Annotated in this window: 5 protein-coding genes; all 5 read right to left on the bottom strand. The window is 66.8% G+C overall.

Going from position 1 to position 14,577, the window contains the following annotated elements:
* Positions 1–86 precede the first annotated feature (86 nt).
* Entirely contained in the window at positions 87–4,040 is a 3,954-nt protein-coding gene (locus MSZK_RS16695) for a DNA-directed RNA polymerase subunit beta' (protein WP_099249682.1), read from the bottom strand.
* Positions 4,041–4,080: 40 nt separating this feature from the next.
* Positions 4,081–7,560 carry a DNA-directed RNA polymerase subunit beta gene (locus MSZK_RS16690; RefSeq protein ID WP_099249752.1) on the bottom strand — a complete coding sequence of 1,160 codons (3,480 nt, stop codon included), beginning with the start codon at positions 7,558–7,560 and terminating at the stop codon, positions 4,081–4,083.
* Between the two features lie 371 nt (positions 7,561–7,931).
* The gene (locus MSZK_RS16685) at positions 7,932–11,054 is read right to left on the bottom strand and encodes a lipocalin family protein (RefSeq protein WP_099249679.1); all 3,123 of its coding nucleotides are present in this window, start codon (positions 11,052–11,054) and stop codon (positions 7,932–7,934) included.
* Positions 11,055–11,156: 102 nt separating this feature from the next.
* Positions 11,157–13,340, bottom strand: a complete 2,184-nt coding sequence (locus tag MSZK_RS16680; RefSeq protein WP_099249677.1) for a molybdopterin-dependent oxidoreductase — start codon at positions 13,338–13,340, stop codon at positions 11,157–11,159.
* A gap of 23 nt (positions 13,341–13,363) precedes the next feature.
* Positions 13,364–14,413, bottom strand: a complete 1,050-nt coding sequence (locus tag MSZK_RS16675; protein WP_099249674.1) for an ABC transporter ATP-binding protein — start codon at positions 14,411–14,413, stop codon at positions 13,364–13,366.
* Between the last annotated feature and the right edge of the window lie 164 nt (positions 14,414–14,577).

Raw genomic sequence — 14,577 nt, 5'->3', positions numbered from 1 at the left:
GTGGCATTCGGCGCCAAAAGCCGCCCTGGCGTTACGCTCGGCAACAGAAAAAGCCCCCGCCGAAGCGGGGGCTTTTCCTTGACTAGCTACCGGTAATCCGAGTAGCCGTAATCGTCCAGCGGCACCGCGGCACCGGTCGCCTGGCCGAAGTCCGGGCTGTAGTACTGATCCTCGTAGGACGGGATCGTGTACGCCGCGGCCCGTGCCTCTTCGGTCGGCTGTACCTGGATGTTGCGGTAGCGGTTGATACCGGTACCGGCCGGGATCAGCTTGCCGATGATCACGTTCTCCTTCAGACCCTGCAGCTTGTCGCTGCGGCAGTTGATGGCCGCATCGGTCAGCACGCGAGTGGTCTCCTGGAACGACGCCGCCGACAGCCACGAATCGGTGGCCAGCGACGCCTTGGTGATACCCATCAGCACCGGGCGACCCGCCGCGGGCTCGTTGCCCTCGGCGACCACGCGACGGTTCTCCGACTCGAACTCGCTGCGCTCGGTCAGCGATCCGGGCAGGAATTCCGTTGCGCCCGAATCGATGATCGTCACGCGGCGCAGCATCTGCCGAACGATGACCTCGATGTGCTTGTCGTGAATCGACACACCCTGCGCGCGGTACACCTCCTGGACCTCTTTGACGAGGTGGATCTGCACCTTGCGCGGGCCCTCGACACGGAGCACCTCGTGCGGATCGGCAGAGCCCTCCATGAGCTGCTGACCGACCTCGACGTGGTCACCGTCGACCAGCAGTCGCTCGGTTCCGTCGTCGTGCTTGAACACCTTCAACCGCTGACGCTTGGAGAGCTTGTCGTACACGACCTCCTCGCTCCCGTCATCGGGAACGATGGTGATCTTGTAGAACTTGTCGGTCTCCTCGAGCTGGACCCGTCCGGCCACATCGGCGATCGGGGCCCGGTTGCGCGGGATACGCGCCTCGAACAGCTCCTGCACGCGGGGCAGACCACCGACGATGTCGGCGCCACCGGTCACACCACCCTGGTGGAAGGTGCGCATGGTCAGCTGGGTACCGGGCTCACCGATGGACTGCGCGGCCACGATGCCGACCGCCTCGCCGATGTCCACCAGCTTGCCGGTGGCCATCGAGCGGCCGTAGCACATCGCGCACACACCCGAGGCGCTGGTGCAGGTGAGCACCGAGCGAACCTTGACCGAGGTGATGCCGGCTTCCAGCAGCGCGTCGATCGCCGGGTCGCCGAGATCGTGTCCGGCGGTGACGATCACGTTGCCCTTCTCGTCGACCGCGTCGGCGGCCAGCGTGCGGGCGTACGCCGAGGTCTCGACGTGCGGATCGCGGATCAGGGTGTCGCCCTGCAACTCGGCGAGATCGACGATGATGCCGCGCTCGGTGCCGCAGTCGTGCTCGCGCACGATGACGTCCTGGGACACGTCCACCAGACGACGGGTCAGGTAGCCCGAGTCAGCGGTGCGGAGCGCGGTGTCCGCCAGACCCTTACGGGCGCCGTGGGTGTTGATGAAGTACTCCAGCACCGTCAGGCCCTCGCGGAACGAGGACTTGATCGGGCGCGGGATGAACTCACCCTTCGGGTTGGTCACCAGACCCTTCATGCCGGCCAGGGTGCGGGTCTGGGTGAAGTTACCCGTCGCACCGGACTTCACGATCGTGATGATCGGGTTGTCCTCGGGGTAGTGCTCCTCCAGAGCCTTACCGACCTCTTCGGTGGCTTCCTTCCAGAGCTCGACGAGGGCGTCGTTGCGCTCCTGGTGGTTCAACGCACCGCGCTGGTACTTCTTCTCGACCGAATCGGCTTCGGCCTCGTAACGCTCGAGGATCTCCTGCTTCTCCGGCGGCACGATGACGTCGGCCATCGAGACGGTGACACCCGAACGGGTGGCCCAGTAGAAGCCGGCGTCCTTGAGCTTGTCGACGGTCTGCGCGACGACGATCATCGGATAGCGCTCGGCCAGATCGTTGATGATCCGGGCCTGGACCTTCTTGTGCATCTGCTCGTTGACGAACGGATACCCCTGCGGCAGAAGCTCGTTGAAGAGCACCCGGCCCAGCGTGGTCTCGGCGGTCCAGGCATTGCCCGGCCGCCAGCCGTTCTCACCGAACAGCTCGGTCTCGACCTCGTGCGGCGGACGCAGCTGCGTCAGGCGCACCTTGATCTGAGCCCGAACGCTCAACGCACCGCGGTCCATCGCCATGATGGCCTCGGCCGGCGAGCTGTACACGCCGCTCTCCGGGGCATCCTTGGCCGCCGCGGTGTGCTCGCCCTTGTCCCCGGGAACCAGGGTGGTCAGGAAGAACAGACCGGTGACCATGTCCAGACGCGGCATGGCCAGCGGCTTGCCCGATGCCGGCGACAGGATGTTGTTGCTCGACAGCATCAGGATGCGGGCCTCGGCCTGCGCCTCGGCGCTCAGCGGCAGGTGCACCGCCATCTGGTCGCCGTCGAAGTCGGCGTTGAACGCCTCACAGACCAGCGGGTGCAGCTGAATGGCCTTGCCTTCCACCAGCTGCGGCTCGAAGGCCTGGATACCCAGGCGGTGCAGGGTGGGTGCACGGTTCAGCAGCACCGGATGCTCGGCGATGACCTCTTCGAGGACATCCCACACCTGCGGACGCTGACGTTCGACCATCCGCTTGGCGCTCTTGATGTTCTGCGCGTGGTTCAGGTCGACCAGTCGCTTCATCACGAACGGCTTGAACAGCTCCAGCGCCATCAGCTTCGGCAGACCGCACTGGTGCAGCTTGAGCTGCGGGCCGACCACGATGACCGAACGGCCCGAGTAGTCGACGCGCTTACCGAGCAGGTTCTGGCGGAACCGGCCCTGCTTGCCCTTGAGCAGATCGGACAGCGACTTGAGCGGACGGTTGCCCGGTCCGGTGACCGGACGGCCGCGACGGCCGTTGTCGAACAGCGCGTCCACCGACTCCTGAAGCATCCGCTTCTCGTTGTTGACGATGATCTCGGGCGCGCCGAGGTCGATCAGTCGCTTCAACCGGTTGTTGCGGTTGATCACGCGGCGGTACAGGTCGTTGAGGTCGGAGGTCGCGAAGCGGCCACCGTCGAGCTGGACCATCGGGCGCAGCTCCGGCGGGATCACCGGGACCGCGTCGAGCACCATGCCCATCGGGGAGTTGCCCGACTGCTGGAACGCGGCGACCACCTTCAGACGCTTGAGCGCCCGAAGCTTCTTCTGCCCCTTGCCGCTACGGATGACCTCACGCAGGTTCTCGGCCTCGGCGTCGATGTCGAAGTTCTCGATGAGCTTCTGGATCGACTCCGCACCCATCGAGCCCTGGAAGTACTCGCCGTAGCGGTCGACCAGCTCGCGGTAGAGGTTCTCGTCGACGATGAGCTGCTTGGGGGCCAGCTTGGTGAAGGTCGTCCAGATCTCCTCCAGGCGGTCCAGCTCACGCTGGGCCCGGTCACGCAGCTGACGCATCTCGCGCTCGCCGCCGTCGCGCACCTTGCGGCGCACGTCGGACTTGGCGCCCTCGGCCTCCAGCTCGGCCAGGTCGGCCTCGAGCTTCTGGGCACGGGCCTCCAGATCGGAGTCACGCTGGTCGGCGACGGCCTTCTTCTCGACCTCCATCTCGGCTTCGAGAGTGGACAGCTCGTTGTGGCGCATCTCGTCGTCGACCGCCGTGATCACGTACGCGGCGAAGTAGATGATCTTCTCGAGATCCTTCGGCGCCAGGTCCAGCAGGTAGCCCAGACGCGAGGGCACACCCTTGAAGTACCAGATGTGGGTGACTGGAGCGGCCAGCTCGATGTGGCCCATCCGCTCGCGGCGCACCTTGGCGCGAGTGACCTCGACGCCGCAGCGCTCGCAGATGATGCCCTTGAAGCGGACGCGCTTGTACTTGCCGCAGTAGCACTCCCAGTCGCGAGTCGGTCCGAAGATCTTCTCGCAGAACAGGCCGTCCTTCTCGGGCTTGAGCGTGCGGTAGTTGATGGTCTCCGGCTTCTTGACCTCGCCGTAGGACCAGTTGCGGATGTCCTCAGCGGTGGCCAGGCCGATCCGGAGTTCATCGAAGAAGTTGACGTCTAACACGTAACTCCCTTTCCCCTTTCGGGATTAGTACTGCTAGTAACTAGGCCAAGTCCTCGACGGACGCAGATTCGTTGCGCGACAGGTTGATACCGAGGTTGGCAGCAGCGCGCTCCAGGTCCTCGTCGTCACCGTCACGCATCTCGATCGCCGCGCCGTCCGAAGACAGCACCTCAACGTTCAAGCACAGTGACTGCAGCTCCTTGAGCAGCACCTTGAACGACTCCGGAATGCCCGGCTCGGGGATGTTCTCGCCCTTGACGATCGCCTCGTAGACCTTGACCCGGCCGACGGTGTCGTCGGACTTGATGGTCAAGAGCTCCTGCAGCGTGTACGCCGCGCCGTAGGCCTGCATGGCCCAGCACTCCATCTCACCGAACCGCTGACCACCGAACTGCGCCTTACCGCCCAGCGGCTGCTGGGTGATCATCGAGTACGGACCGGTCGAGCGGGCGTGGATCTTGTCGTCCACCAGGTGGTGCAGCTTGAGGATGTACATGTAGCCGACCGTCACCGGGTACGGGAACGGTTCGCCGCTGCGGCCGTCGTACAGCACGGCCTTGCCGTCGCCGTTGACCAGAACTTCGCCGTCCCGGTTGGGCAGCGTCGAGCTCAGCAGGCCCTGCAGCTCCTCTTCCCGGGCACCGTCGAACACCGGCGTGGAGACGATGCTGTTGGGCTCGGCCGTCAGCAGATCCTCGGGCAGGTTGCCCGCCCATTCCGGAGAGCCCTCGATGTTCCAGCCGGCCTTGGCCACCCACCCGAGGTGGGTTTCCAGGATCTGGCCGATGTTCATCCGTCGCGGAACACCGTGGGTGTTCAGGATGATGTCCACCGGTGTGCCGTCCGGCAGGAACGGCATGTCCTCGACCGGCAGGATCTTGCCGATGACGCCCTTGTTGCCGTGGCGTCCGGCGAGCTTGTCACCGTCGGAGATCTTGCGCTTCTGGGCCACGTAGACGCGGACCAGCTCGTTGACGCCGGCGGGCAGCTCGTCGTCGTCCTCCCGGCTGAACACCCGGATGCCGATGACCTTGCCGGACTCACCGTGGGGCACCTTCAGCGACGTGTCGCGGACCTCGCGGGCCTTCTCGCCGAAGATCGCGCGCAGCAGCCGCTCCTCCGGGGTCAGCTCGGTCTCGCCCTTCGGGGTGACCTTGCCGACCAGGATGTCGCCGTCGCGGACCTCGGCGCCGATGCGGATGATGCCGCGCTCGTCGAGATCGGCCAGCACCTCATCGGAGACGTTCGGGATGTCCCGGGTGATCTCCTCGGCGCCCAGCTTGGTGTCGCGGGCATCGATCTCGTGCTCCTCGATGTGGATCGAGGTGAGCACGTCCTCCTCCACCAGGCGGTTGGAGAGGATGATCGCGTCCTCGTAGTTGTGGCCCTCCCACGGCATGATCGCGACGAGCAGGTTCTTGCCCAGCGCCATCTCACCGTTCTCGGTGCACGGCCCGTCGGCGAGCACCTGGCCCGACTCGACCCGCTGGCCGGCGTCCACGATCGGACGCTGGTTGGCGCAGGTGCCGTGGTTGGAGCGGGCGAACTTGCGCATCCGGTAGGTGTGCCGGGTGCCGTCGTCGGCCATCACGGTGATGTAGTCGGCGGACACCTCCTCCACCACACCGGACTTGTCGGTGACGACCACGTCGCCGGCATCGATCGCCGCACGCAGTTCCATACCGGTGCCCACCAGCGGTGCCTCGCTGCGCACCAGCGGAACCGCCTGGCGCTGCATGTTGGCACCCATCAGGGCGCGGTTGGCGTCGTCGTGCTCGAGGAACGGGATCATCGCCGTCGCGACCGACACCATCTGGCGCGGGGAGACGTCCATGAAGTCGACCTCGGTGGCGTCGACGTACTCGACCTCGCCGCCCTTACGGCGGACCAGGACGCGGGGCTCGGTGAACTTGCCCGTGTCGTCGGTCGGCGAGTTGGCCTGCGCCACGACGTGGCGGTCCTCCTCGTCGGCGGTCAGGTAGTGGATCTCGTCGGTGACCACACCCTGGACGACCTTGCGATAAGGCGTCTCGATGAAGCCGAACGGGTTGACCCGCGCGTACACCGACAGCGAGCCGATCAGACCGATGTTCGGACCCTCAGGGGTCTCGATCGGGCACATCCGGCCGTAGTGGCTGGAGTGCACGTCGCGGACCTCCAGGCCGGCGCGCTCACGGGACAGACCACCGGGGCCCAGCGCCGACAGGCGACGCTTGTGGGTCAGACCCGACAGCGGGTTGTTCTGGTCCATGAACTGCGACAGCTGGCTGGTGCCGAAGAACTCCTTGATCGCCGCCACGACGGGACGGATGTTGATCAGGGTCTGCGGCGTGATCGCCTCGACGTCCTGGGTGGTCATCCGCTCGCGCACGACGCGCTCCATGCGGGACAGGCCGACCCGGATCTGGTTCTGGATCAGCTCGCCGACGGTGCGCAGGCGGCGGTTGCCGAAGTGATCGATGTCGTCGACCTCGACCGGGACCTCGACGCCGCCGGGGGCGGTCATCGTGGTCTGGCCCTCGTGCAGGCGCACCAGGTACTCGATGGTCGCGACGATGTCCTCTTCGGTCAGCGTCGAACTGGTGATCGGCTGGCCGGCGTTCAGGCCCAGCTTCTTGTTGACCTTGTAGCGGCCCACCCGAGCCAGGTCGTAGCGCTTGTCCTTGAAGAAGAGGTTCTCCAGCAGGGTCTGCGCGGATTCCTTGGTGGGCGGTTCGCCCGGCCGCAGCTTGCGGTAGATGTCCAGCAGAGCCTCGTCGGTGCCGGCGGTGTTGTCCTTCTCCAGCGTCGACATCATGATCTCGGAGAAGCCGAAGCGCTCCCGGATCTGCTCGTTGGTCCAGCCGAGCGCCTTGAGCAGCACGGTGACCGGCTGACGGCGCTTGCGGTCGATGCGCACACCCACGGTGTCGCGCTTGTCGACGTCGAACTCCAGCCACGCACCGCGGCCGGGGATCACCTTGACGCTGTGCAGCGTCTTCTCGGTGGACTTGTCGATGCTCTCGTCGAAGTACACACCCGGCGACCGGACCAGCTGGCTGACCACGACACGCTCGGTGCCGTTGATGATGAAGGTGCCCTTCTCGGTCATCATCGGGAAGTCACCCATGAAGACCGTCTGGCTCTTGATCTCGCCGGTGTTGTTGTTGATGAACTCGGCCGTGACGAACAGCGGAGCCGCGTACGTCATGTCCTTGTCTTTGCACTCGTCGACCGGAGCCTTGACCTCGTCGAACCGCGGGTCGGAGAAGCTCAGCGACATCGAGCCCGAGAAATCCTCGATCGGCGACAGCTCGGTGAGAACCTCTTCGAGGCCGCCCACCGGGTTGACGTCACCACGCGCCTCGGCGATACCACGCCAGCGCGGCGAGCCGATCAGCCACTCGAACGATTCCGTTTGAACGTCGAGCAGGCCGGGTACCTCGAGAGGCTCGCGCAGCTTGGCGAAGGAAATTCGTTTTGGTGCTCCGGGAACGGAGTTAGAAGTAGTAGTCGTTTTGCTCTGGCTAGAGACTGCCAAGATGCATCCTTCCAGCACCTAATGCGACAGCCGGAGGTGATCCGAGAGGTCGCGATATCTGCGTCGGTTCGGCTGGCCTACTCGAGGCCCGGGCCTGTCCCCGACGCACACGACACGCAAACAGGTCTCTGAGACGAACTCAGATTCAAGGACCGGCGGTGTCAGGTGCAGGTTGAGGTGGGCAGGAGGCAGCCAGCGCAACGTCCAACGATAGCGTAGAACGGCGCATTCCTCAACAAGCTCATGCCGGGCGGGCTGACGCTGGCTGGCGATCTAGCTACCCATACACACATGCTGGTCAACAGACTGGACCGTTTGGGCCTTTCCGTCAAGGGAAACGCGGTGTTTGTTGTGGAAAATGGCTGCCAGATTCAGACCGCGACGGTGGCCGGATACTGCCGGGTCGGGGTGATCGGCCCCCACACCCCGAGTTGGCGGGCCCGTGACACCAAAGCGCTGTACTCGCCGGCCGGGATGGTCTGGTCCCGGGTCAGGATGTAGCCCGAGAAGCCGCTCGGATCACTCACGATCACCCACTGATAGTCGGGGTCGTAGTCGAGGATCCAGTAGTTGCCCGGTTCGGCGCTGCTCGGCGTGCCGTTGAAAAACGCCACGTCAAGCCGGGTGTTGAGGTCCGGGTTGACGCTCACCGCGGAGCCGACGATCTGAGATTGCGGGCCGTTGGGCCCGAAGTAGTTGCCGGAGTTCTGCACCCGGACCGAGCCGTCGGCGTTCAGCGTGTACACCGCTTTGGTGTTGACCAGGCCCCACGCGAACGGCAGCTTCACGCTGCCCTGCTCGTACCAGGGCTGACCGTTGGCGTATTCGGTGACGTTCACCGGTGGCGGGGCGGGCAGTGTCGCGGCCCCGGCCTGGCCCATCACGATCGGCTGGTTGGGTACGTACTGACCGTTGTTGGGGCTGCCGTAGATGCCGTAGAGCGGATCGGTGGGGCCCTTGCCGGCGTAGATGTCGTTGACCCAGCCGGTGGCGAAGGTGCGCACCGCATCCTTGGCACCGGGCGGAGAGGGTTTGACGATGATCGCGCTGGCGATCTCGCCGAGCCAGGCGAACAGGTTGTCACCCGCGATCACGTCGGTGTGCGAGCCGTTGTCGATCTGGACCCCGTAGAACTGATTGCCGTAGAAGGCCTGCATCAGTTCGGTCGCCACCCCGTAGGCGTTCCAGGGCTGGGGCGGCGCGGCGATCTGGTAGTCCGGGATGCCGGCCGCCTGCAACGCGGTCAGCGAGTCGGTGAACAGCGGGTCGCGGGACACCCCGTCGAACATGACCACGCCGAGCAGGTTGTCGACCTGATCGGTCTGGGTGATCAGCGCCCCCACCGCGGTGGCGAAGTTCCCGCCGGCGGAGTGCCCGGTGAGCAGGAACTTCTCCGGCAGCGTGCCCTCCAGCCCGGCGGCGTTGGCGCTGATGGTCAGCGCCGAGCGGCTGCCGGAGAACATCCCCGCGACCGCTTCGCGCATCTGCTCGCCGCCCAGATAGCAGCCCGGGCACAGCGGGGTGTCGAACCAGAAGATGTCCGGCACCACCACGATGCTGTTGGTTTCCTGGGCCAGCTGCTGGGCCATGTCGCCGTACCAGTCGTTGAAGCCGAGGAAGCCGTGCTGCAGCCAGATCACCCCGTTGGCTTGTACGGTGCCGTCGGCCTGAGTCGGGAAGTACCAGTTGGCCGGCGCGGCGTAGCCGTTGGGACCACACGGGATGTCGAGCACCGCAGATCCGGTCCTGACGCCGGTGACGCCGTTGCCGACCCGCACCACCGGCGTGTTCGGGTCCAGCCCGTTGTCGCCGCTGTTGACCGGTGGCGGCAACTCGAACCCGAACAGTCCGCCGACGGTGTCGATCACACCTTTGACGATCCGGTCGACGAACGACAGCTGGTTGGCCTGCGCGGCGGGCAGGCCCACCGCGGCGGTCGGGCCCATGATGATCTGCTGGTTGGACGCCGCATACAGGCCGTACACCGGGTCCTGTGGGGTGGCGCCGGAGTACATGTCGTTGATCCAGCCGTTGCTCAGGGTGTACACCGCCGCGGTGTTGCCGGCCGGGACGCGCCTGGTCACCAACTGCAACACGGCGTCGAAGATCGGGTTGACCCCGAGCATGGAGTCCACGTGCGACCCGCCCTGGAGCACGACGCCGATGAAGGTGCCGGGCAGAGTCGCCGACAGCACGTTGGTGGTGGCTCCGAACAGGTTCCAGCTCTGCGCCGGGGCGGCGATCTGGTAGATCGGCTTGCCTGCCGCGGCCAACGCCGAGACCTGGGTGGCGAACGACCCGTCCAGGGAGCCGTTGGAGACGCCGTCGAACATCAGCACCCCGACCAGGTCGGTCGGGTCGTACTGGCCGTCGTTGCCGGCCAGGTAGTCGTCGGCCACCGCGGTGGCGAACCCGCCGCCGGCAGAGTGTCCCGCCAGCACGAACCGCTCGGGCAGCTCCGCGCCGGTGTAGCCCGCCGCGACGGCGCTGCTCAGCAGCGTCGACCGGTCCGGGCCGAGCAGGGCCGCGGCGTCCTGCTGGGTGACCTCGCAGGTCAGGCAGCCGCCCGAGAAGGTCATCGGAATCGAGGACAGCGTCGGTGCCACCACGATGCTGTTGGTCTGCTGCGCCAGATCCTTGGCCAACGCCGAGTAGAAGGTGTTGGTGGCGCCGAAGCCGTGCTGCAGCCAGATGACGCCTTGGGCGTCGACGCTGCCGTCGGCCTGGGTCGGGAAGTACCAGTCGGCGGCGACAGTCTTGCCGATGAAGGCGCCGGGGATGTCGAGGCGGGAGTGCCCGACGAGCACACCGGTGACCCCGTTGGTCGGCGCGACCGGCAGCAGCGGGTCCGCGGCGGCCGTGGCCACCGGCGTGGTGGTGGCGGCCGCGACCCGGGTGCGGGGTGACACGCCCAGACCCGTGAGCAGGTTGACAACCGCGGTGGCCAGCAGGTCGGAGGCGGGCTCCGAGGCGGATGCGGTGGCCGCGGGGCTGACGGTCAGCGTGCCCGCCGAGGCGATGATCTGGTTGATGTAGGCCCGCCGGGCAGCGGCTTCCGCTGCGCGCCGGGAGGTACCGACCGCGGCGGTGGCCGGAACGACATCCGGTTGGGTGGCGGCCTGCGTGGCGGGAGCCTCGGTCGCGGCGGCCTCGGTCACGGCGGGCGCGGTCTGGTTACCGACTCGCCGGTCGACTCCGCCGGTTGCCCCCTTCGAGGCCCGGCTGGCCACCGGCTTCGGCTTTCCCGTCGTCGACCGGCTCGAGCTCCCACCAGACGATGCTGTGGCAGCACCGGCGCCGGGTGCCGGCTCAGCTGCCCGCCGGCTACCGGCCTCGGACTTGGGGCCCGCCGACGTCGCGGAGTCCGATGACGCGTTCGCGCCGCCCGACCCGTCGGTGCCGTCGGCGTGCGCGACACCGGACGCGGACAGCAGTGCGGCGCCCAGACCCACCACCACCGCGCCGGTGGAAAACAACACCTGCCGTTGCGCCATCGCTGACCGCCTCCCCGGGATTGACGATCGGGAAAACGTACTCAATCGCCACCGGGGTCCGCGGCGAAATGCCGTCCCCCAGACCGCGATGTCACCGTTTCGTCAGACCGGGTGGACAGCGACCGCGACTCCGGTCAGCCGGGCCATCCCGGCCAACGGCTCGAGATCCTCTGGCGCGCTGGACATCAGCTGGTTGACGTTGGCTCCGCCGGCGTCATTGGCGGTGCGCCAGCCGCCCGAGCCGGTGTGCCCCCAGCCATGCGGGATCGCGATCACGCCGGCCACGATGTCCTTGGTCACGGTCACGGGCAGCTCGATCTCGCCGTACGGCGAGCTCACCCGGATCCGGTCGCCGTCGGCGAGCTGCAGGTCGGCGGCGTCGTCGACGTGCATCAGCGCGGTCTGCACCCGGTTTCCGCGCATCAGCAGCGGGGCGTTGTGCATCCACGAGTTCTCCGACCGCAGCTCGCGCATGCCGATCAGCCGAAGCGGATAGCCGTCGGGCTCGGTGCGCCGGGCCAGTGCGTGGATTTCGGTCTCGATGTCGGCATGCGCCAGACGGATCTTGGCCCCGCGGTAGACCACGACCTCGGGTAGCACTCCGGGCCGCAGGTTGGGTGCCAGCACCACCCCGTGCGGGTGGTCGCGGGTCAACTTCCGAAAGCTCAGGCCGCCGCGGTTGAGCCCGAACCGGTCACCACCTGCGCCGAGCCGGATGACGGCGTCGGCCACCAGCCGCGGAGTAAGCCGAAAACCGAAGCGTCCCAACACTTTGCGAATCACATCCAGACCGCGCAGCGCCGGTGTGCGGTCGGCCAGCCGGCGGCTGAGTTCGTCGATGATCGCCCACTCCGAGCGGGCCTGGCCGGCCGGCGCCACCACCGCCTCGGTGGCCTGCCGGAACGGAGTCGGCTGCAGGATCTGGAACGGCAGGGGGAAGTCGTCGCGCTCGTACATCGTGGTCGCGGGCAGAACGTAATCGCAGTGCGCGGTCGTCTCGTTGATGTAGAGGTCGATCCCGACTGACAGCTCCAGGGTGTGCAGAGCGTTTTCCAGCTCGGCACCGTTGGGCACCGACAGCACCGGGTTGCCTGCGCTGACGAACAGCGCCCGCACCTGGCCGGGGCCCGGGGTGGTGATTTCCCTGGCCATGATCGCGGCGGGCTCTGACAGCAGCACCGACGGGAAACCGCCGATCCGGGACCGTTTACGCCGATACACCGCACGCAGGGCCGCGGCCAGCGGTTTCATCAGCCAGCGCTCGGCGGGCATTCCGAATGTGCCGAACATCGCCCCGCCGGCCCGGTCCAGGTTGCCTGCCACCAGGTTGACCGCGTCGAGCAGGTAGGTGGTCAGCGTTCCGCTGCGTCCCACACTCGTGCCGATCCGGCCGTAGACGGCGGCGCGCGGGGTGGTCACCAGATCTCGGGCCAGGCCACGAACGATGTCCGGCGCGATGCCGGTATGCCGCTCGGTGGCCTCCGGGGTGAACGGGGCGGCCAGACGGTCGAGCCAGTCCAGCCCGACCGCCCGGGCGTCGACGGCCGCCCGATCGGCGAGGTTCTCGCCGAGCATCACCTGCAGCAGCGACAGCAGCAGATAGGCGTCGGTGTCGGGCACGATGCCCAGCCACTCGAACTGGGCGGCGGTTTCGGTCTTGCGGGGATCGATGACCAGCACTCGCCCACCGCGCTTGACGATGTCGTGCATGCGGTCGCGCAGCCGCGGAGCGGTCAGCACACTGCCGTGCGAGACGACGGGATTGGCGCCGATCACGACCAGGAAGTCGGTGCGCAGGACGTCGGGCACCGGAAGGCTCAGCGGCGAGCCGTACAGCAGCTGGCTGGCGACGAACCGGTTGTTGATGTCCTGCGAGCCGGCGGTGAACAGATGCGATCTCAACCCCAGCCCGAGCAGCAGGACGTTGAGCCAGAGCTGATGGGAGTAGCTGAAGGCGCCGGGATTACCGAAGTACCAGCCCAGCGCCCCGGAACCGTGTCTGCGGTGCACCTCGGCCAGCCGGCGGGCGATGTCGGACATCGCCTCGTCCCAGTCGACGGGCTCGAATCGCCCGTCGGGCAACCGGCGCAGCGGGGTGGTGACCCGGTCCGGGTCGTTGTGCACTTCGGCGAACGCGATGCCCTTGGGGCAGGCGAACCCCTGCGAGACCGGGTGGTCCTTGTCCGGCCGCAGAGCGACCAGCTTGCCGTCCTCGACGGTCGCGATCATGCCGCACAGCGGCTCGCAGATGCGGCAGAACGTCGGCTTGTGCTCGGTGCCGGTCATCCTCCCGCGTTTCTACGATGAAGTCAGCTGCGGCCGTCCTCGGCGTGCGCGACGTGCGCGGGCTCGCCGGCGAAGGTGTGGGTCGGCAGTTTGTGGGTGCCTTCGAGGTCGTCTCGGATGGCTTCCTGGGCGGCCGGCGGCAGGGTGTGCAGGATCTGGCGCACGCGGGCCTGGCGGCGGTGCACGGCCTGGCGCTCGGGAATGCCCGGGGTGACCGTCAGCTGCGGGGGCACGCCCTCGATTTCCTCGACGCCACCGTCGTGGTGACCGGCGTCGACCATGGCCTGCTCTTCGGCCATCGTCGCCTCGTCCTTTTCCTCCGACATACCGATCGGGCCGATGCGACGACCGTTGAGGAACTGCCGCACGACCGGCTCTTCGCTGGTCAACAGCACCTCGCGGGGACCGAACATGACCAGGTGCTTACGGAACAGCATGCCGATGTTGTCGGGCACCGTGCGGGCGATGTTGATGTTGTGCGTCACGATCAGGATCGTCGCGTCGATCTGGGCGTTGATGTCGATCAGCAGCTGGGACAGGTACGCGGTGCGCACCGGGTCCAGGCCCGAGTCGGGCTCGTCGCAGAGGATGATCTTCGGGTCGAGCACCAGAGAGCGGGCCAGGCCTGCTCGCTTGCGCATACCGCCGGAGATCTCACCGGGGAACTTGTTCTCGTCGCCACCCAGACCGACCATGTCGAGCTTTTCCATCACGATCTGGCGGATCTCGGATTCCTTCTTCTTCGTGTGCTCACGAAGTGGGAAGGCGGTGTTGTCGAACAGGTTCATCGAACCGAACAGCGCGCCGTCCTGGAACATGACGCCGAACAGCGTGCGGATCTCGTAGAGCTCCTTGGCCGAGCACTCGATGATGTTGGTGCCGTCCACGATGATCTTGCCGCGCTCCGGGCGCAGCAGACCGATCAACGACTTCAGGAACACCGACTTGCCGGTACCCGACGGACCCAGGAGCACGCTGACCTCACCGGCGGGGATGTCGAGGGTCACGTCCTCCCAGATTCGCTGGGAACCGAACGACTTCGTCAACCCCTCGACCTGAATAGCAATGCCCACGCCGGATCCTTCCGCCCACGCTGGTCAGCCATCGCTGCGATGGCCTGTGGTTTGAGTCACTGTAGCGCACGCCGATTGGCGCCACTGAGTTTGTGTACCGACCTGTGATCGATGATCCCGCCGCAACGTTGCCACCTTCTCGCCCGGTGGGACGGGACAAGAAA

It is taken from the genome of Mycobacterium sp. shizuoka-1, assembly GCF_002723835.1.
Classification (GTDB): Bacteria; Actinomycetota; Actinomycetes; order Mycobacteriales; family Mycobacteriaceae; genus Mycobacterium.
The sequence above is the reverse complement of the archived record's forward strand: the minus strand, read 5'-3'. Positions and strand labels throughout refer to the sequence as shown.